The sequence below is a fragment of the Desulfobotulus pelophilus genome, assembly GCF_026155325.1.
GTDB lineage: Bacteria > Desulfobacterota > Desulfobacteria > Desulfobacterales > ASO4-4 > Desulfobotulus > Desulfobotulus pelophilus.
Genome location: NZ_JAPFPW010000012.1, coordinates 49,198 through 68,698 on the forward strand (window position 1 = coordinate 49,198; position 19,501 = coordinate 68,698).

Consider the following 19,501-nt stretch of genomic DNA (forward strand, 5'->3'; position numbering starts at 1 on the left):
GTTAGGTAATGTCATATCCGTAAAACAGTTGCCGAGGCACAATGTTTATTGTCCGTTACGCAATCGTATTCGTAAGAGCTTTTTGTCCTGTGCGGAATTGGCAAAAACTCTTCGTCACTCAAGCGTAAAAAGTCTGGTTGCTGCGGCAGCCGGTTTCGGCTTATCGCTTGAGTGTCGGAATCCGAAACCATGACAATATCACTTACAAACAGCCTTAGAGCCTCCGTGACAGACTGCCAGTATCGGGTTTTTACGCCCGGAAAGGATACCATGAGTACCACAGAAAATGCAGCACCTTCCCATTTTATCCGCAATATTATTAAAGCAGACATTGAAGCTGGCACCCATAAGGGTCGGGTGCATACACGCTTTCCCCCGGAGCCCAACGGGTACCTGCACATGGGTCATGCTAAATCCATTTGTCTGAATTTTGGTATGGCGGCAGAATTTTCAGGGAAATGCAATCTTCGCTTTGACGATACCAACCCTGAAAAGGAATCCACGGAATATGTGAATGCCATCAGAGAAGACGTGCGGTGGCTGGGTTTTGACTGGGAGGGCCGGGAATTTTATGCTTCCGATTATTTTGGCATACTCCATGATTTTGCAGTGGATCTCATTCGTGGTGGTAAGGCCTATGTCTGTTCCCTTTCCGCGGAAGAAACCCGTGCCTACAGGGGTACTCTGACGGAAGCCGGAAAAAACAGCCCCTACCGGGACCGGAGTGTGGAAGAAAATCTTGCCCTTTTTGCCCGTATGCGGGCCGGGGAATTGGATGAGGGCAGCCATGTGCTCAGGCTGAAGATTGATATGGCATCCCCCAACATGCTCATGCGGGATCCCACCATTTACCGTATTCGCAAGGTGCATCATCACCGGACAGGGGACGCATGGTGTATCTATCCCATGTATGATTTCACCCACTGCATTTCCGATGCTCTGGAAGGCATCACCCATTCCATCTGTACTTTAGAGTTTGAGAACAACCGGGAAATTTATGACTGGGTGCTGGACAACATTGATGCCCCGGCAAGACCTAAGCAGTATGAGTTTGCAAGGCTGAATCTTTCCTATACGGTCTTAAGCAAACGCAAGCTGATTCAGCTGGTGAAAGAGGGCCATGTTCATGGATGGGATGACCCCCGTATGCCAACCCTGTCCGGTTTGCGGAGAAGGGGGGTTCCTGCGGCAGCCCTGAGGGATTTTTGTGAGCGTATCGGTGTGGCCAAAAAAGACAGCACTGTGGATCTGGCCCTTTTTGAATATTGTGTCCGGGATCATCTGAATGCTTCCGCTCCCCGGCGCATGGGGGTGCTGGATCCCGTGAAGCTGGTTATCACCAATTATCCGGAAGGGCAGGTGGAGTGGCTGGATGCGGTGAATCATCCGGGAGATCCGGCATTCGGTAGCCGGAAGGTTTCCTTTTCCCGTGAACTCTGGATTGAACGGGAGGATTTTATGGAAGATCCCCCTAAAAAATTCTTCCGTCTTTCCCCGGGCAGGGAGGTCCGGTTGCGCTTTGCTTATTTTGTGACCTGTGAGGAAATTGTGAAAGATCCTGAGACGGGGGATGTGGTGGAAATCCGTGCTGTTTATGATCCCGAAACCCTGGGCGGCAATGCTCCGGACGGCCGGAAGGTGAAGGCCACCATCCACTGGGTATCCAAAAGTCATGCTATGGAAGCTGAAGTGCGGCTTTACGACCGGCTTTTTACTCAGGAAGATCCTGATGATATGCCCGAAGGAAAAAGCTTTCTGGATGCCCTGAACCCGGGCTCTTTTGTGCAGAGAAAGGCTTTTCTGGAACCTGCCATGGCTGATGCTCTGCCTGGAGAGGTCTTTCAGCTGGAAAGGGTGGGGTATTTTGCCGTGGACACGGACACAGACATGGAAAAGGCGAAGCTGGTCCTGAACCGTACCATCACCCTCAGGGACTCCTGGGCAAAAGTGGCCGGGAATCCCTGATGACCATACCGTCTCCTTCTGTGATGCTGTGGCGAAAGGGACTGCCCGGTCTGGCGGCACCCTTACGCCCTGTATTTTATGAAAAAACGGGTTTCATGCCTTGTGGCTCGGAGGATGCGGGAGGCTGGGTGCGGGCAGGAAAGTCCGGGGCGCATGGAGCCGTTATCAGGGTGTGCGGAGATTGCGGCTCTGCCTTTGATGTGGCCCTGTGGCTGGAGGAAAGGGGACTGCTTTCGGACTGGGATTCGGTTTTGGCAGAGAGCCAGAGCTCCGGTGTGGGGCAGTATGGCAGGCAGTGGGTTTCACCGGCTGGCAACCTCTATCTTGTCTGGAAACTGCCGGCCGTTTTCTCTGCAGCAAAAGGACTGTTGCCCATTATGCTGGGGGCTGGCCTGGCGGAGATTTTCCGGTGGAGGGGGGTGCCGCTGATGATCAAATGGCCCAATGATCTGGTTTTGGAAAACCGGAAGGTGGGCGGTATGCTGATACGTTCCAGGGGGGACTGTGTGCTGGCGGGTATGGGGGTGAACTTTGTTTCTGCTCCTTCCCGCCTTGCCATCAGAGAATCCAGCCCTATTGACGCAACATCCTTGAATCAGGGTGGATATATTTTTGACCCTTTGGAATTTTGGGCCAGTTCGGCGGAATATGCCAGAAAAATAATAAGGAAAAACATTGAAAACGGGTCGATTTATGATTTAATGATTGATTCGACTCAATGGCTATGGCGAAGGGGGCAGGCTGTCATGGTCTATCCGTCAGGAGGGGAAATTTTCCCTGCCATTCTGGCAGGGATTGCCGGAGACGGAGGTTTACGTCTGGTTACTGAAAAAGGGGAACAAATCCTCTATTCAGGCAGCATAGGCCCCGCATAGCATGTGTATGAACGGAAAATCAGGTTTTTTTGTTCTGCACCATTTTGGTTGATAGTCTGTTGTTAATCATTGCAAACCATAAAAAGGAAACAACACATGGGTGCACAAACCTTTGAAGAGTTTCGTTCAGAAATCCGGAGAAGACGGGAAACGGGTAATGATGTCCGTATTCTCATTGCCAACAGGGGTATCCCTGCCCGCAGAATTGCCAGGGCTGTCACAGAGCTGGGTGCAACGGCCTGCATAACGGCAACGGACATTGATAAAACATCTCCTGCGGCCATCGGAGCCAGAAAACTCATGCTTCTGGGCGAAAACCCCACAGCGTATCTGGATCTGGACCGTATTGTAAAAAAAGCCAGAGAAGAAGGCATCGAGGCCATTCATCCGGGATGGGGGTTTGGTGCGGAAGATGATTCTTTTCCTGCCAAGTGTGAAGAAGCCGGAATTATTTTTATCGGTCCACCCCAGAAGGCCATGCATGAGCTGGGCAATAAGGTGGCTGTCCGCGCGTTGGCCCAGAGGGTAGGGGTGCCTGTGGTACCCGGTTCCGAGGGTGCTGTCAGTATTCCGGAAGCAAGGGACATTGCCCGTAAGCTGGGTTTTCCCATCATGCTCAAGGCGGAAGGCGGTGGTGGAGGCAGAGGAATTTATGAGGTCTATTCGGATGCCGACCTTGAATCCAGTTTTGTGAAGGCTTCGGCTCTGGCTGAAGCCAGTTTTGGCAACCCCAGACTGTTTGTGGAAAGGCTGCTTTCTGAAGTCCGGCACATAGAAATTCAGGTGATTGCAGACAAGTACGGCAATGTTTTTGCTTTTGATGAGCGGGACTGCACGGTGCAGCGTAACCACCAGAAGCTCATTGAAATCACGCCCTCGCCCTGGCCGAAAATGACAGAGGAGCTGCGGGCACGCCTTAAGGAATACGCCATCCGGCTTGTGAAGGCAGTGGATTATTATTCTCTGGCCACGGTGGAATTTCTTGTGGACATGGAAGGCAACCCCTATCTGATTGAGGCCAACACCCGTCTTCAGGTGGAGCATGGAATCACCGAGTGCCGCTATGGGGTGGATCTGGTGGAAGAACAGATCGCCATTGCCTATGGCTGCACCCTGCGTTTCAATGATGAGAATACAAAGCCTCACCAGTATGCCATGCAGGTGCGCATCAATTGCGAAGATCCCAAAAAAGGTTTTTCTCCCAATGCGGGCCGTATTACCCGTTACACCTCCCCCGGTGGTCAGGGTATACGTATAGATTCGTGTATTACAGCGGGCTATGAATTCCCTTCCCAGTATGATTCCGCAGCCTCTCTGCTCATTGCCTATGCATCTTCCTGGACCAAGAATGTGGAACAGATGCGCAGGGCCTTGAAAGAATGCATGATTTCCGGTGTTAAAACCACCATTCCTTTTTTTAAGGTGGTACTGGACCGGCCGGAATTCGTTGCGGGAAACTATGACACAAAATTTGTGCAGAAAAATCCCGATCTTTTTGATTATGTGGATCAGCAGCCCGAAGCCCTGCGCCTTTCCCGCCTCATCGCAGAAATTTCCGCCAAGGGTTATAATGAGTATCTTGCCCTTGATAAGTACAGGGGCGTTCAGGATAAGCGCCTCGGGCCCTGTGTGCCTGTTATTCCCTTTGCTCCGGAAAGGGATTCCGTTGCCCATGTTCCCCTTCGAAGGGGGCAGAGCCGGGAGAGCATCCTTGATTATGTAAGAACCGCAGGGAAGGTGTTTTTTTCCGATACTACCTGCAGGGATCAGACTCAGTCCAACTCCGGTAACCGCTTCCGTCTGGCCGAAGACCGCATTATTGGCCCCATTCTGGACAAGTGCGGATTCTTCTCTTTGGAAAACGGCGGCGGTGCCCATTTTCATGTGGCCATGCTGGGGAACATGACCTATCCCTTTACGGAGGCCGATGAATGGAATGATTTTGCACCGGATACCTTAAAGCAGATTCTGATACGCTCCACCAATGTGCTGGGTTACAAGCCCCAGCCTAAAAATCTCATGCGTATTACAGGCGAGATGATCTGTGAGAATTATGATGTTATCCGCTGTTTTGATTTTCTGAACCACATTGAAAACATGCGGCCCTTTGCGGAAGTAGTGTTGTCCAAGCAATACAAGATTTTTCAGCCTGCCATTTCCATGAGTCACGCCAAGGGTTTTGATGCGGATCACTACCTTGGTGTTACGGAAGAGATCCTTGCCATGGTGGCGGATGTGGCCGGTATTTCCCTTGAAGAAGCCAGCCGTATCATTATTCTGGGCTTAAAGGATATGGCAGGGGTCTGTCCGCCCGCCATGATCCGGGATCTGGTAACAAAGCTTCGGGTAAAATATCCGGATCTGGTGCTGCATTATCACCGCCATTGTACGGACGGGCTTTTCTCTCCTGCCCTTTCTGCGGCAGCAAAAGCCGGATGCCATATTCTGGATGTGGCCATCGGTGCATCCGTGCGGTGGTACGGTCAGGGTGATGCCCTGGCAACGGCGGCCCTCATTGAAGAGGAGCATGGTCTTGATATCTGTCTGGACAAGGAAAGGGTGCGGGATGCGGGCTTTGTTTTAAAGCAGATCATGCCCTACTACGACCGTTACACGGCACCCTATTTCCAGGGTGTGGACTATGAGGTGGTGCAGCATGGCATGCCCGGTGGTGCTACCAGTTCGTCCCAGGAAGGGGCCATGAAGCAGGGATATATTCATCTTCTGCCCTATATGCTCCAGTACCTTGCCGGTATCCGTCAGATTGTCCGTTACCATGATGTGACCCCCGGCTCCCAGATTACCTGGAATACGGCCTTCCTTTCCGTGACCGGTGCCTATAAGCGGGGCGGGGAAAAGAATGTACGTAAACTGCTGGATGTTCTTGAAATGGTAGTAAGTACGCCGGAAGAGGCCCTGCCCGAAGAAATGAAAAAGGCAAGGCTTGAGATTTATCAGGAAGCCAATGATGCTTTCCGTGATCTGATTCTGGGTAAATTTGGCAAGCTGCCCTTAGGCTTCCCGCCGGAGTGGGTGTATGAATCCGCCTTTGGTCCGGATTACAGAAAGGCCATGGAAAAACGAACGGAAGATTCTCCTTTGCAGCACCTCGATCCCATGGATATTGATCTGGAGAAGGCGGCTCTGACAAAGACGCTGAACCGGGAGCCTACAAAAGAAGAGCTTGTCCTTTACCTGAATCATCCCGGGGATGCCCTGAAGACCATACGTTTTCAGGAAAAATACGGAGATCCCAACAATCTGCCTCTGGATGTCTGGTTTGAAGGCATTGAAAAGAACAGTTCCTGCTCCTTCAAAGACAGCCGGGGGATGCCCCATGAAATGACCATTCTGGATGTTTCCCTGCCCGATGAGGATGGTAATGCCGTGGTCCGCTATCATCTGGATTCGGAAATCATGACCCATGTGGTCAAGGTGACAGAACCCCTCAGGGGCGGAACCGCAGGCATGGAAATGGCGGATTCCGATAATCCCTATCATATTTCATCGCCTTCCAATGGTGATCTGTGGGTAACCCATGTGAATGTGGGAGATATGGTGAAGGCCGGTGAGGAGATATTCAATATTTCCATCATGAAGCAGGAAAAAGCCGTGCTTTCCACCGTGGATGGCCGTGTGAAGAGAGTGTTAAAATCTGCCCGTTATCAGGTGGACCGCAAAATGGTTCCTGTTAAAGACGGTGAACTGCTGGTGGAGCTGGAACCGGTTTCTGCCAACCGTTGTACGGACTGTGGTGTTCCTGTGCAGGAAGAGTTTGTTTTCTGCCCGTCCTGCGGTAAAAAACAGGGCTAGAGCTTGACATCTTTCCTGCTTATGCCATGACAAGAGGCGGCCTGTGGGCCGCCTCTTCTGCGTATGGGTTTTTCTCCGGGAGCGGATGCCATTGTGGGCTACACGGGTCCCGCACTCCTACACATCGGAAAAGGACAGGCTGGTGGTAATGATTTCCCGCAGGGATGAAAAAAAACTATCCGCTGAAACCCTGAACCAGCGCGCGAGGGAACTGGCCAAAGAGTCGTCGATCATGATTCTTGGCACCTGCGGGCCGGAAGGCCCATGGGCTGCACCGGTGTATTATGTCTTCTCCGAAGGTACATTCTGGTTTTTTTCATCGCCGGAATCCCGTCATATCCGCCATGGAAGGCAGGCATCGGCCAGTGTGTACCAGGATGGAGGTCACTGGAAAAAGATCAGGGGGCTGCAGATGACAGGGCGCATTCGCCCCGGTGGCAGTGGTTCGGCCTCTGCCTTTGCTAAATACGTAAGGAAGTTTTCCTTTATACGGGAAATGGCCGGTGCGGGAATGTGTGACCCCGCACAGTTCGGGGAACGCTTTGGCAACCGTTTTTTTCGCTTTATACCGGAGTATGCTCTGTATGGAGACAACCGGTTGGGTTTTGGCTTCAAGGAAAAGGTTGCCATGAAAGAAGGAGAAAACCCATGAAATATGCAAGTCTTTGGGAGGCCGTAAGGGATCTGGAGAAAAAGAGAGATCTGGTTCGTATCCGTGAAGAGGTGGACCCGGATCTTGAAATGGCGGCCATCCACCGCAGGGTGCAGGAGGCGGGAGGACCGGGCATCCTTTATGAAAGAGTAAAAGGTTCTCCCTTTCCTGCGGTTTCCAATCTTTTCGGCACACTTGAAAGGGCCCGCTTTCTTTTCCGGGATACACTGGCTGCGGTGCGTACTTTGGTGGAAGCCAAGGCAGATCCTGCTATTTTTTTGAAACGGCCATCCCGCCTCCTTTCCCTGCCGGGGAGCCTTGGAGCATCCCTCCCCATACGGAAAAAAACAGGGCCTGTTTTAGCCTGTGAAACCCGTATATCAAGTCTTCCCGCCGTGCGATGCTGGCCCAAAGATGGTGGTCCCTTTGTGCTTTTGCCTCAGGTTTTGAGTGAAGATCCTGAAAAGCCGGGTATTTTTTCCACCAACCTTGGCATGTACAGGGTGCAGCTTTCCGGAAATGACTATATTCAGGATGAGGAGGTGGGGCTGCATTATCAGATCCGCCGGGATATAGGCATCCACCATACCAAGGCTGCTGCCATGGGTAAAAGGCTTCCCGTAAGCGTTTTTGCAGGTGGTCCTCCGGCCCATACTCTGGCTGCGGTCATGCCCCTTCCCGAAGGCCTTTCGGAGCTGGTTTTTGCCGGTGCCCTTGGAGGACGCAATTTCCGCTACGCCCGCAGGGGCGATCATATTATCAGTCTGGATGCGGATTTTTGCATCACAGGTTATCTGGCCGAAGGAAAGAAGCCCGAAGGTCCCTTTGGGGATCATCTGGGTTACTACAGTCTTGTACACGATTTTCCCTATCTGGAGAATGTGCGGGTTTTCCACCGGAAAAATGCCATCTGGCCCTTTACGGTGGTTAGCAGGCCCCCTGCGGAAGATACGGTTTTCGGTCAGCTCATCCATGAGATCACAGCTCCCATGGTGCCCGTTTCTCTGCCAGGTGTGGCAGCTGTCCATGCCGTTGATGCGGCAGGTGTTCATCCTCTGTTGCTGGCCATAGGCCATGAGCGTTTTGAGCCTGCTACATCAAGGCCCATGGAGCTGCTCACCCAGGCTTCGGCCATTCTCGGTTTCGGCCACTGCTCCCTTGCCAAGTATCTCTTCATTGTGGCAAAGGAAGATGCGCCCAAGCTGGATGTCCATGATATTCCATCTTTTTTTACCCATGTTCTGGAAAGGGTGGACTGGTCAAGGGATCTGCATTTTCATACCCGGACCACCATGGATACCCTTGATTATTCCGGAGACGGGGTCAATCAGGGTTCCAAGCTGGTGGTGGCGGCCTGTGGTCCTGTCCGTCGGCGGCTGGGAAGAAGGCTGCCCGATGGTCTGTCTCTGCCCTTGGGCCTTGACCGGGCGGCCCTTGTCATGCCGGGCATTCTGGCCGTGTCCGGTGAGGCTTCCGGCGGTTCTTCCGCATGGGATGCGGAAGAGCTGGCTGCTTTTTTGGGCAATGATCCGCAATTCAAGGAAGCCTTCCCCCTGATCCTTCTGGTGGATGATGCGGATTTTGTGGCGAAACGGGAGGCAAACTGGCTGTGGGTCACCTTCACCCGGAGTGATCCGGCAAAGGATGTTCATGGCGGAGGCAGCTTTATCCGCAACAAGCACTGGGGCTGCACCGGTCCCCTGCTCATTGATGCCCGCATCAAGGGGCATCATGCACCGGGGCTGGAGACGGAGCCTGCCGTTGAAAAAAGGGTGGATGCGCTGGCCGCAAAGGGCGGGCCTCTGTATGGATTGATTTGAATGGTGTGGGTTTATTGTTTTTTTGTGTCTCATAAGTTAATTACTCAAGTCAGAAACTTGAGACACTAAATTAAGGGGCGTTTAAATATGAAAAATCTACGACTTTAAGATTTTATCATTTAAAATCAAAGCATTGTGGCAAGTCCGAAACTTGAGTTAATTAAATAGGAACTCTTGAGTATATTGAGTTTATTTCTTTTAATTCGGTAGCTTAGTGGTGTGGTCCGGCACTGATCGAAATGAGTTTGAATCCGGTACAAGTTACTCTACGACAAGACGCCCTAACAGGGCATGGGTTGCTGTTCAGCATAATTTTCCAGGTACCCTACCTGCCAGACAGCTACACAGGCCTTCAAAGCTCTGATCCGAAACGATTGCAACGTCACTTGCAAATAGCCTGGGTGCCTTGCAGTAACAGCGAAGCTGCTGCCGTTGCAGCATTGGAGATTGAGAATAAACTGTGCGGAACAATTGCATAAAATATTGTGATATGCTGAGATCTGTATCAGGCCCTGATACCCTGAACACTCAGAAAAAAAATGGAGAATTGCCACCTATGGAAGTAACCCTGAATCTGAATGAAGATCTTGTGAAGTGGTATCAGAAGCGTTCGGCTAATTTTGGGCTGGACCTTGATGATATGGTGGATTTTGTGCTCAATGCTTATGCCAAGAAAACCGATCCCAAAAAAACCGCCGCCATCCCCTGCAGGGCAAGGGCTGCCGCAGGCATGAGCGAGGAAGAGGCTCTCCGTTATGTGCATTTTCCCCTTGAAAAACGTCTCTGGCACGGGGCAAGGGAACTGGCGGAAAGGACGGAGATGGATGCCACCGAGTTTCTGACCCGTGTGATCGTGGATTTTCTGGAAGAGCAAAAGGCCTGATTCAGTAGGGGCAGGCCCTTTGAGCCTGCCTTTTTCTCCGGGAAAAGTACCGGGGTGAGGGTTTCATATCCTGTAATGAATCTAGGAATTTATGTAATTATTTAGTATGTTTTATCCTGAAAAACTGTTCTTTCATGTCAGCATCTTGGTTCGAACAAAAGACAATCGGGCTGTTTGTCAGTGATATTGCAATCGTTTCGGATCAGAGCTTTGAAGGCCTGTGCGAAAAAAGCGGCAAACTGTCTGAACCGCCATAAAGGCAGCGTGCTTACGCCTGCTATGGTAATCAAAAAGCTTATCCTGCCTGTGGCGGGGAGTTTTTGCCGCTTTCGCACAGGCCAAGAAGCTCTACGAATAAGATTGAGTTACGAACAAATGGCTCGGTTGTCTATGTACCTGATTGAAAGTTTTCGATTTGTTAAAGGAAAATTGTGCTGAAGAGTTACGAATTTGTCTTATGTTATAATGATCAGGGATACGGGACAGCCCATGTATAATCTTTTTTCCATGACCTGTGCCGATCTGGAAAACTGGCTGCGCCTCCGCCATGGCAAAGGTGCCTTCCATGCAAAGGCTCTTTACCATGAGGTGATGGGAAGGGGAAACAGTGATTTCGCCCTGCATCCGGCCTTTGAAAAATCACAAAAACTGGCGCTGGCGGTAGAGGGGTCCCTTGCTGTTCCCGAGGCCCGGATTGTGGAAACGGCAGGCACCGGGGATTCCTTCAAGTTTGTCACAGCTCTGGGTGACGGGCTGCGCATTGAATCCGTGATTCTCACCATGGAAAGCCATGAAACCCTCTGCCTTTCCTCTCAGGTGGGCTGCCGCATGGGCTGTGCTTTCTGCGAAACGGGAACCATGGGGCTTATCCGCAACTTACAGCCCGAAGAGATAGTTTTGCAGGTGATGGCCGCCCGATACCAGTTGCAGCGGCCCGTCCGCAATGTGGTATACATGGGAATGGGAGAACCCATGGACAATCTGGATGCGGTGCTGAAAGCCGTGGAGATTCTCTCGGATCAGCGGGGGCTTAACATTCCTTTGCGGCGGCAGACCCTTTCCACCGTAGGCATTGTGCCGGGCCTCCAAAGGCTGGCTTCCATGAAAGCCATGAGGCCTTTGCACCTTTCCTTAAGCCTTACTGCAGCCACCGATGAGCTGCGCAGTGAGCTGATGCCCGTAAACCGGGCCTTTCCTCTGGCTTTGCTTAAAAAAACGCTGGCGGAATATCCCCTGCCATCGGGTGGAGCCATTCTCCTTGCCTATGTGCTGATTCCCGGTGTGAATGACAGCAGAGACGATGCCATGGCGCTGGCGGATTTTGCAGAAGACTTGCCGGTGCGCATCAATCTCATTCCCTATAATCCCGGAACCGGCGGCAGGTGGCCTGCCACAGAGGATCAAGACATTCACCGCTTTGGTGCCCTTCTTTATGAAAAGGGGCTTTTTGTGAGAAAGCGCTGGAGCCGGGGCAGGGAGGTGATGGCCGGTTGCGGGCAGCTGGGGGGCAGGCCGGGAAAAGACAGCAAAGAAAAACAGGAGGCCACATGAAAAGAATGGAAAAGGATCATATTCTTGCACTTCTTGTCCGTAGCAAGCCCGTCCTTGAAGAGCGTTTCGGGGTGACCCGGCTGGCATTGTTTGGTTCTGTGGCAAGGAACGAATCATCTGCAACAAGCGATGTGGATGTGATGGTGTCCTTTGACGGCCCTGCAACTTCGGAGCGTTATTTCGGGGTTCCGTTTTTTCTTGAGGATTTGCTGGGGGTCTCCGTTGATCTTGTCACGGAAAAAGCCCTGCGCCCTGAACTTCGTCCATTCATTGAACGGGAGCGTGTTAATGTCTGATTCTGTCCGTAGGGAGTGGAAATTTTACATCGATGATATGATAGAGTTTGCAGAGAAAGTGCTGCTTTATACGGAAAATATGGGGCAGTCAGATTTTATAGCAAGCGGCTTAAATTATGATGCCACAGTACGAAACTTTGAGCTGATAGGTGAAGCGGCCAAACATATTCCTGCGGAAGTCAGAGAAGCAAACCAGTAGATTCCATGGTGTCTTGTTATTGCCCTGCGTAACAGGCTGATCCATGCCTATCTCGGCATAGATAGCGATACCCTGTGGAGTGTGATCCGTGATGATGTCCCGGTTCTTCTGGCTGACCTGCAGAAGCTGCGGCATATAAATTCAGATTAAAGCCCGGAATATGACATTCAGGAGGCTTCATGAAAAATACAAAGGCCCGGATGTGTCCGAAGTGCGGTAAAATGGTGAGCCATGATCAGGATCAGTGTCCATGGTGTGGTCAGAAACATCCCGGTAATCCCCTGCTTCCTGCCAATCTTGTTGCACGCATGGGAAGGCCGGGGGAGATCATCCGCATACTGATCTGGGTGAATGCCATTTTATACCTTGCCTCTCTGCTCATTAATCCTGCGGAAACCAAGTGGACCATGAATCCCTTTACCGCCCTTTCTCCGGATACCCGCAGTCTTCTCATGCTGGGTGCGACGGGAACCTTTCCCGTTTATCAGATGGGAAACTGGTGGACCCTTATTACGGCGGGTTTTCTCCACGGCAGCCTGCTCCATATCCTTTTTAACATGGCGGCCCTTTATCATGTGGGGCAGCTGGCGGAGAGGGCATTTGGTCCTTTCCGGATGCTTCTCATTTATCTTCTCACCAGTGTGGCAGGGTTTGCCCTTTCCCTTGTGGGTGGCGTGTACCTGACCATCGGGGCTTCGGCGGCGGTATGCGGTCTCATCGGAGCGCTTCTCTACTATGGAAAACGCAGGGGAGGCTTCCATGGAAAGGCGGTGTATCAGCATACTCAAGGCTGGATTATCGGTCTTGTGATCATCGGTTTTCTGATGCCCAGCATCAACAACTGGGGTCATGGAGGCGGACTTGTGGCGGGAATCCTGGCGGCTTTTGTTCTTGGCTATTCCGAAATAAGACCGGAAACACCCGGTCTTCGGATGACAGTCCTTGTCATTGCTCTGGCCGTGCTGGCCCTTCTGGTGTGGGTGGCCTTTACGGCTCTGATTTACAGGGGAAGCATAGGACGTCTGATATAGGTGAAGAATTCGGTGCCGTTTTTTCTGCTGCTGATGGTCAGGGGCAGGGAATGGCAAAACATACACCCATAAAATGGTAACGGCTAAGGATTCTTTCGTCCGGCAGTGGAAAAGAAGATGTTGCATGATGGCAAGCCTTTGTATTTTCTCCATGGTTTTGTCCCTATGCGGATTCGGCTGGATCGTTACAGAAGAGTTCCGTTGCGGGGAGATGATCATGATTGATGCTGTAATTGGTTTTTTAAATACCCTTTTCTGGAGTTATATTCTCGTTTACGGCCTGCTTGCCGTGGGCGTTTTTTTTACACTGCGGCTGGGTTTTATTCAGTTTTTCCAGTTCGGGGAAATGTTCCGTGTGGTGTTTGCTGCGCGCAGGAAGGATGGGGCGGGTATTTCTCCCTTTCAGGCCCTTTCCGTGAGCCTTGCCTCCCGCGTGGGAGTGGGAAATCTTGCTGGTGTGGCCGTTGCCCTGCATCTGGGGGGAGCCGGAGCCATTTTCTGGATGTGGTTGATGGCACTGTTCGGTATGGCTACGGCCTATGCCGAAAGCACTCTGGGCCAGCTGTATAAAACCACCAATCACGACGGCAGGTATCGGGGAGGGCCGGCTTTTTATATAGGCCGTGGGCTGAAGGCACCCTGGGCGGGCGTTCTTTTTTCTCTTGCACTGATTCTTTCCTTCGGCCTGGTGTTCAATGCGGTGCAGGCCAACGCCATAGCAGGGGCCATGAATTTCGCCTTTGATGTTCCCCTGTGGGCAACGGGTCTTGTGGTGGCGGCCTGTGCCGGTGTGGTGATTTTTGGCGGTATCCGTCAGGTAGCCAAGGTGGCGGCTCTTGTGGTTCCTGTCATGTCATTTTTTTATGTGCTCCTCGTTCTCGTTATCCTTGTGATGAATATCACGGCGGTGCCGGATATGCTGAAACTGATTGTGCTGTCTGCGTTCGGTCTGCAGGAGGCTGCGGGAGGTATCATGGGGGGGCTGACAGCAGCCATGCTCAATGGTGTGAAACGGGGCATGTTTTCGAATGAAGCGGGCATGGGTTCGGTTCCCAACATCGCAGCCTGTGCAACGCCCAGTCCCCATCATCCGGCATCCCAGGGTTTCGTTCAGGCCCTGGGGGTATTTCTCGATACCATTGTCATCTGTACGGCAACGGCTGTCATGATTCTTCTTTCCGGGATCTTTCTGGAACCGGGAGCCGATCTTAAAGGCATTGAAATTACCCAGATGGCGCTGGCTGCCCATGTGGGAGCCATCGGGAATTATTTTGTGGCTGTGGCCATTCTCTTTTTTGCCTTCACCTCCATCATTGGCAATTATACCTATGCGGAAAATGCCCTCACCTATATCGGTTGTGCTGGGCGCACGGGCGTGATGCTTCTTCGGGCAGGGCTGGTTCTGATGGTTTTCTGGGGTGCCCAGCAGACGGTACAGCGTGTTTTTGATGCGGCGGATGCCTCCATGGGATTGATGGCCACCATCAACCTTGTGGCCATTGTTCTGCTTTCCGGAACGGTGGTAAAGCTTACCCGGGATTATCTCCGCCAGAAAAAGGAAGGTGGAGATCCCTGTTTTGACCTTGGGGATTATCCGGAACTGGAAGACAGAATCGATACGGAAGTGTGGACAAAACGGTAGTGATGGGCTGCCTGGCAGGGAAAAATCCCTGCCCAGGCAGTTCGTTGAATCCTCATGCAACCCGGTACTCACTGGTGGGAGAAAGTCTGGTGGGTGTTTTCCCCGAATCCGAAAGTTTCGGCCAGCATTTTCAGGGTATCCGGTGATACGCAGAGACTTCCAAGTTCTTCTTCGGAAATCCATGCGGCTTCCTTTGCGTCGTCTCCGGCTCTGGGCTGGCCTTCAAGATAGTGGCCCAGCACATCCACAATGAGATAGTGCCAGATAATACGGTCCTGCCCGTCTTTCTCCAGAAGATCCATTACCCAGACCACCTTTCCTGCCCGGATACGGATACCTGTTTCTTCAAAAATTTCCCTTTCCGCAGCCTCGCCATAGCCTTCTCCAAGGCGCATTTTTCCACCGGGGATGGCCCAGTATCCCGCAGCCGGAGCCTTGCCCCGTTTGACCAGAAGCACTTTGTTTTCATGGAAGACGACAGCTCCCACGGCAGGGATCGGGTAAGCGGTTTTTTCTGTCATCGGACACCTTTTTTGCTGAATAGCTGTTGTTTCTCCTTGAAAATGTGCATACTTTTCCATGAAATATCCCTGCCCTGCAAGGATTTACTTTTTTTAAAATACCATGGAGGCTGTATGATCCGGGCCCAAGCCCTTGAAAAATCCTATCAGGTGAACGGACGTACCCTTGCTGTGATCCATCCCATGGATCTTCATATAAGGGCCGCTTCATTTTCGGCCATTCAGGGGCGCAGCGGTTCCGGCAAAACTACCCTTCTGACCCTGCTTTCCGGTCTGGACAGGCCAACGGGGGGGCGTCTTATTCTGGATGAAGACGATATCACGGACTGGCCTGAATCCCGCATGGCCGCCTTCAGAAACCGCAAAATCGGTTTTGTGTTTCAGGATTTCCATCTGATTCCCGGCATGACGGCTCTGGAAAATGTGCTGTTTCCCGCCGAGCTGTCCGGAAGCTCCCATGCCCGTGAACGGGCGGAAAGTCTTCTGCGGCAGGTGGGACTCTGGGAAAGGAGGAAACACCTGCCCCGTCAGCTTTCCGGCGGAGAGCAGCAGCGGGTTGCCATCTGCCGTGCCGTGGTGAACCGGCCGAAAATCATCTTTGCCGATGAGCCCACAGGCAACCTGGATTCGGCGGCGGCGGATGGGGTCATGCAGCTTCTGGTGGACCTGAAGGAGCAGGAAGGGGCTACCCTTGTGGTGGTGACCCACAGCCGGGAGGTGGCGGAGCAGGCCGATCGTGTGATCACCCTGGCCGACGGGGAGGTTGCCCATGACAGCGGCGCTTAGGATGCTGGGCCGTATTCCTTCGGAGTGGCGTCATGCTCCGGGAACGGCCCTTTTGTTTTTTGCCTGTGTTTTTCTTTCCGTTGCCGCTTTTTCCGGTGTGGAGAATCTGCGCATGGCCGCAGACCGTATGCTGAAACAGGAGGCCAGAAGCTTTATCGCATCGGATATGGAGATTCGCTCTGCCTTTTCCTTTTCCCATGGTGCCATGGCTGCGGTGAAGGAGCTGGAGGAAAGCGGGCGGATACGCACGGCCTTTGTGACGGAATTTCTTGCCATGGCCCTGCCCGATAAAGGCCGTACCGGTCTTGTTTCCGTCAAGGCCGTTTCAGAGGGTTACCCTTTTTATGGCAGGGTGTCGCTGGCATCGGAACAAGGTCTCAGGGAGGTGCTGCAACCGGGAATTCTCATTGCAGAGGCCACGGCACTGCGCCGTCTCGGGGTTGAGGAAGGGGACAGCCTGCAGTTGGGAGATGCTTTTTTCACCGTAAAGGATATGGTTTTGTCGGAGCCGGATCGTCCCATTGATGCGGCAGGGTTAGCACCCCGGGTTTTCATCCATCATACAGACCTTGATGCTACGGGCCTTGCCGTTACAGGGAGCCGTGTCCGGTATCGTCTTCTGGTGGCTTTAGGAGAAGAGGATGACAGAGCGGCTGTGAAAGCCCGGCTGTCTGCAGCTCTTCTTGACGGAACAGAGGAACTGCGTACCTATGAGGACACGGGTAACCGGGCTTTGCGCTGGATGGACTCCCTGTTTTATTATCTGCGCTTCTGCGGTATTGGCATTCTTGTTTTGTCCGGCTTTGGCATACGGGGCAGCCTTGTGGCTTTGTGGATGCAGAGGGAAAAGGGTGTGGCCCTGATGAAAACCTTAGGGGCAACGCCCTTTCAGGTGGGTTGTCACATGGCCCTTTTTCTTGCATCCATCGTAATTCCTGCCCTTCTTGCGGGCTGGCTGGCAGGCTGGGCACTGGCCCTTGCCATGGGTTCCTTTATGGCGGAGATGCTGCCGAGGGGGCTTGTTTTCGGGTTTTCCTTTGAAACCCTGCTGCTGACCCTTCTGGTGGGCGGTGGATTCACCCTTTTGTTTTCCATTCTTCCCTTCAGCCGTATGGTGGCAACACCTCCCGTGAGAATTCTGCAGCGGGGAGAAAACAGCGGCAGAGCTGGAAGGCTTGCCCGTATTCTTTTCTGGGCAGGTGTGGCAGGGCTTTTTGTTCTGGCAGCCCGTATGTTACAGGAGGCGGGGGGGAGCCGTGTACCCGTACTGATTTTTATGGGTTCCATGGGAGCCACCGCCGCCGCGGCCTGGTTTCTGGTGCAGCTGGCCACCCGGTTTCCCGCCAGAGGCGCAAGGCACAGGGTGGTTATGCAGGCGTTGAAACGGCCGGGGGCCACGCCCGTTGCCACCGTTGTTTCCATGGCCATTGCCACAGGACTTGTTCTGGCTCTGGTGCTGATGGAGCGGAATCTCTCAAGGTTGTTTATCGATGCCTTTCCTGAAAATACTCCCAATCTTTATGTGATAGACATTCAGCCATCCCAGAGGGAGGCTGTGGAGGAAATTCTGGGGCCAAAAGCTCTGTTCTTTCCCATGGTGCGGGCGAGGGTGATGGCTGTGAATGACAGGCCCATTGATGCTGCTGCGGAAAGGAAGAAACGGGGGGATAACCTTGGCAGGGAGTTCAGCCTTACCTGGCACGGTGCCATGGAGGATGAAGACCTTCTGGAAGGAGACACCCTGTTTCAAGATGATCTGGACGAAGCTCAGGTTTCCATTCTGGATTATATTCGGGAGACTTATCCCCTGCGTGTGGGAGACCGTATCACTTTCCGCATACAGGGGGTCTCCATGACAGCTGTGATCACCAGTGTGCGAAAAAGGCAGGATGGAAGCCTGCGGCCCTTTTTTGTTTTTAACCTCAGGGAAAAGGATCTTGGGGATGCGCCCCATACCCTTTTTGCGGCCCTGTCTGCGGACGGGAAAAATCAGGAGATACTGGAGCGGAACCTTGCGGAACAGTTCAGTAATATCCGTATTATTGATGTTCGGGAGATGATAGATCGACATGCGGATCTTGCACGGCAGATGGCAGGGCTTTTGCGGGCTTTTTCCATGGTCGCCTTTGGTGCGGGAATTCTTGTGTGGCTCGGCGGCCTTGCGGCAACGGCTGCGGATCGGGCAAGGGATGCTGTCCTGCTTCGGGTGGTGGGAGCGGACCACCGCTTTCTTCTGGAGACCGGGGTACTGGAAACGGGTATTCAGGGGCTTTTTGCCGTGGGGCTGGGCTTTCTCATTGCAGAAGGCCTTGCTGGCTTTGTGGTGGTGAAGGGCTTTGGTCTGGATTTCAACCCGGAGTTTCTTCTTCTGGGTGGATGTTCCGTGCTGGCCCTGCTGGTGATTGTTCTTCTCGGGACAGGGGTTGCATGGCCCTCCATGGGAACACGGCCTGCGGATGCCGTACGGGGTCGGAGCAGGTAGAAAATTATTGGATGAAAGGCGGAGAGAATTGATGAAAAAAGTATGTTTCTGTCTGGTCTGCGGTGTGCTTCTGCTCAATCTGGGCTGTGACCGTAAACCAGAGGCGGAAGTTGCTGGAAAAGTGGCCATGAAAACGGAGTATACCATCGTTGCCATGGGAGACAGCCTGACGGAAGGCCTTGGCGTGCTGCCGAATGAGGCTTATCCTGCCCGTCTGGAGCAGATTCTGCAGGAGAGGGGATGGCCCGTTGAAGTTATCAATGCAGGGGTCAGCGGTGAGACCTCGGCGGGTGCCCTTTCACGGGTGGACTGGATTATCAGCCGTCTGAGGCCGGATCTGGTCATCCTTGTCAGCGGTGCCAATGACGGTCTGCGTCGTATTGCCGTGGATGACATGGAGAAAAACCTGGATGAAGTGCTGCGCCGTATGGATGCGGCGGGTATTCCAGTTATTTTGGGGGGGATGCAGATGTTTTTCAATCTGGGTCCGGCCTATGTGAAGGAGTTTGAGGCGGTGTATCCGGGACTTGCCAAAAAATGGGATGTGGAGCTGATTCCTTTTTTTCTGGAACGGGTGGCTGGTGAACCCTCCATGAACCAGTCCGACGGGATTCATCCCAATGCAAAGGGCTATGAAAGGATCACGGATCAGCTTCTTCCCTTTGTGGAAAGAGAACTTGAAAAACTCCAGTCCGAAACCTGAGATTCTGATAACCGTATACCATTCTTCTTTTTTTGTGAGCTGCCTGAGCAGTTCTTCCCGATTATAATCCTGAATAGTCGTATAAATGTCAATAAAACCGAAGTGTTGTTCAAGCTTAACCAGATCTGTTGTGGTGATACAGCCCGCTTATGGTCCGATATCCTCTATTCTATCCTCCTGTTGATACAAAGGTATACAGCCCATCCAGCACGCATGACCGGGAAGGGGCTCTCCTTTTTCCTGCGTCTATGTTTTGCTGCTGGTTATCAATGTTGGATTGCC

At 52.6% G+C, this 19,501-nt stretch carries 14 protein-coding genes and 1 pseudogene; 14 read left to right on the forward strand and 1 reads right to left on the reverse strand.

The annotated features are described in order from the left end of the window. Nucleotides 1-270: 270 nt before the first annotated feature. The 11 genes and pseudogenes from OOT00_RS10875 to OOT00_RS10925 all read left to right on the forward strand — a co-directional run bounded on the left by OOT00_RS10875 (nt 271) and on the right by OOT00_RS10925 (nt 14,727). Nucleotides 271-1,965, forward strand: a complete 1,695-nt coding sequence (locus OOT00_RS10875; protein ID WP_265425405.1) for a glutamine--tRNA ligase/YqeY domain fusion protein — start codon at nt 271-273, stop codon at nt 1,963-1,965. Next, nucleotides 1,965-2,840: a biotin--[acetyl-CoA-carboxylase] ligase gene (locus OOT00_RS10880; RefSeq protein WP_265425406.1), complete on the forward strand. Its 876-nt coding sequence runs from the start codon at nt 1,965-1,967 to the stop codon at nt 2,838-2,840. The genes OOT00_RS10875 and OOT00_RS10880 overlap by 1 nt, the downstream gene beginning before the upstream one ends. A 96-nt stretch (nt 2,841-2,936) precedes the next feature. After that, nucleotides 2,937-6,653 (forward strand): pyruvate carboxylase, encoded by a 3,717-nt coding sequence (locus OOT00_RS10885; protein WP_265425407.1) that lies wholly within the window; start codon nt 2,937-2,939, stop codon nt 6,651-6,653. 85 nt (nt 6,654-6,738) lie between these two features. Beyond that, on the forward strand, nt 6,739-7,305 hold the full coding sequence (locus OOT00_RS10890) for a pyridoxamine 5'-phosphate oxidase family protein (RefSeq protein ID WP_265425408.1): 567 nt from the start codon (nt 6,739-6,741) through the stop codon (nt 7,303-7,305). Then, a complete protein-coding gene (locus OOT00_RS10895) occupies nt 7,302-9,125 on the forward strand; it encodes a UbiD family decarboxylase (RefSeq protein ID WP_265425409.1) in 1,824 nt (607 codons plus the stop codon). Before OOT00_RS10890 ends, OOT00_RS10895 begins: the two co-directional genes overlap by 4 nt. A gap of 556 nt (nt 9,126-9,681) precedes the next feature. After that, nucleotides 9,682-10,008 (forward strand): hypothetical protein, encoded by a 327-nt coding sequence (locus tag OOT00_RS10900; protein WP_144685411.1) that lies wholly within the window; start codon nt 9,682-9,684, stop codon nt 10,006-10,008. 450 nt (nt 10,009-10,458) lie between these two features. Next, complete coding sequence (gene rlmN, locus OOT00_RS10905; protein WP_265425410.1) at nt 10,459-11,559, forward strand: 23S rRNA (adenine(2503)-C(2))-methyltransferase RlmN; 1,101 nt, start codon at nt 10,459-10,461, stop codon at nt 11,557-11,559. After that, on the forward strand, nt 11,556-11,855 hold the full coding sequence (locus OOT00_RS10910) for a nucleotidyltransferase family protein (protein ID WP_265425411.1): 300 nt from the start codon (nt 11,556-11,558) through the stop codon (nt 11,853-11,855). Before rlmN ends, OOT00_RS10910 begins: the two co-directional genes overlap by 4 nt. Nucleotides 11,856-11,892: 37 nt before the next feature. After that, a pseudogene (locus tag OOT00_RS10915) lies at nt 11,893-12,204 on the forward strand (HepT-like ribonuclease domain-containing protein). Nucleotides 12,205-12,233: 29 nt separating this feature from the next. Continuing rightward, nucleotides 12,234-13,085 (forward strand): rhomboid family intramembrane serine protease, encoded by an 852-nt coding sequence (locus OOT00_RS10920; RefSeq protein ID WP_265425412.1) that lies wholly within the window; start codon nt 12,234-12,236, stop codon nt 13,083-13,085. 124 nt (nt 13,086-13,209) lie between these two features. Beyond that, nucleotides 13,210-14,727, forward strand: coding sequence for an alanine/glycine:cation symporter family protein (locus OOT00_RS10925; RefSeq protein WP_265425413.1), 1,518 nt, complete (start codon nt 13,210-13,212; stop codon nt 14,725-14,727). Between the two features lie 68 nt (nt 14,728-14,795). Here OOT00_RS10925 and OOT00_RS10930 read toward each other — a convergent pair whose 3' ends face one another. Then, nucleotides 14,796-15,248: an NUDIX hydrolase gene (locus OOT00_RS10930; protein ID WP_265425414.1), complete on the reverse strand. Its 453-nt coding sequence runs from the start codon at nt 15,246-15,248 to the stop codon at nt 14,796-14,798. Between the two features lie 114 nt (nt 15,249-15,362). Here OOT00_RS10930 and OOT00_RS10935 point away from each other — a divergent pair, with 114 nt between their 5' ends. From OOT00_RS10935 to OOT00_RS10945, 3 genes are read left to right on the forward strand one after another with little or no spacing between them, the layout of a single operon-like run. Further along, entirely contained in the window at nt 15,363-16,034 is a 672-nt protein-coding gene (locus OOT00_RS10935; RefSeq protein ID WP_265425415.1) for an ABC transporter ATP-binding protein, read from the forward strand. Then, nucleotides 16,018-18,516 (forward strand): ABC transporter permease, encoded by a 2,499-nt coding sequence (locus OOT00_RS10940; RefSeq protein WP_265425416.1) that lies wholly within the window; start codon nt 16,018-16,020, stop codon nt 18,514-18,516. The genes OOT00_RS10935 and OOT00_RS10940 overlap by 17 nt, the downstream gene beginning before the upstream one ends. Nucleotides 18,517-18,547: 31 nt before the next feature. Then, entirely contained in the window at nt 18,548-19,219 is a 672-nt protein-coding gene (locus OOT00_RS10945; protein ID WP_265425417.1) for an arylesterase, read from the forward strand. Nucleotides 19,220-19,501 lie beyond the last annotated feature (282 nt).

Excerpts from the sequence above, each read along its gene's own strand:
- OOT00_RS10875 (WP_265425405.1), top strand. The coding sequence starts at position 271 with ATGAGTACCACAGAAAATGCAGCACCTTCCCATTTTATCCGCAATATT.
- OOT00_RS10880 (WP_265425406.1), top strand. The coding sequence starts at position 1,965 with ATGACCATACCGTCTCCTTCTGTGATGCTGTGGCGAAAGGGACTGCCC.
- OOT00_RS10885 (WP_265425407.1), top strand. The coding sequence starts at position 2,937 with ATGGGTGCACAAACCTTTGAAGAGTTTCGTTCAGAAATCCGGAGAAGA.
- OOT00_RS10890 (WP_265425408.1), top strand. The coding sequence starts at position 6,739 with ATGCCATTGTGGGCTACACGGGTCCCGCACTCCTACACATCGGAAAAG.
- OOT00_RS10895 (WP_265425409.1), top strand. The coding sequence starts at position 7,302 with ATGAAATATGCAAGTCTTTGGGAGGCCGTAAGGGATCTGGAGAAAAAG.
- OOT00_RS10900 (WP_144685411.1), top strand. The coding sequence starts at position 9,682 with ATGGAAGTAACCCTGAATCTGAATGAAGATCTTGTGAAGTGGTATCAG.
- OOT00_RS10910 (WP_265425411.1), top strand. The coding sequence starts at position 11,556 with ATGAAAAGAATGGAAAAGGATCATATTCTTGCACTTCTTGTCCGTAGC.
- OOT00_RS10920 (WP_265425412.1), top strand. The coding sequence starts at position 12,234 with ATGAAAAATACAAAGGCCCGGATGTGTCCGAAGTGCGGTAAAATGGTG.
- OOT00_RS10925 (WP_265425413.1), top strand. The coding sequence starts at position 13,210 with ATGATGGCAAGCCTTTGTATTTTCTCCATGGTTTTGTCCCTATGCGGA.
- OOT00_RS10930 (WP_265425414.1), bottom strand. The coding sequence starts at position 15,248 with ATGACAGAAAAAACCGCTTACCCGATCCCTGCCGTGGGAGCTGTCGTC.
- OOT00_RS10935 (WP_265425415.1), top strand. The coding sequence starts at position 15,363 with ATGATCCGGGCCCAAGCCCTTGAAAAATCCTATCAGGTGAACGGACGT.
- OOT00_RS10940 (WP_265425416.1), top strand. The coding sequence starts at position 16,018 with ATGACAGCGGCGCTTAGGATGCTGGGCCGTATTCCTTCGGAGTGGCGT.
- OOT00_RS10945 (WP_265425417.1), top strand. The coding sequence starts at position 18,548 with ATGAAAAAAGTATGTTTCTGTCTGGTCTGCGGTGTGCTTCTGCTCAAT.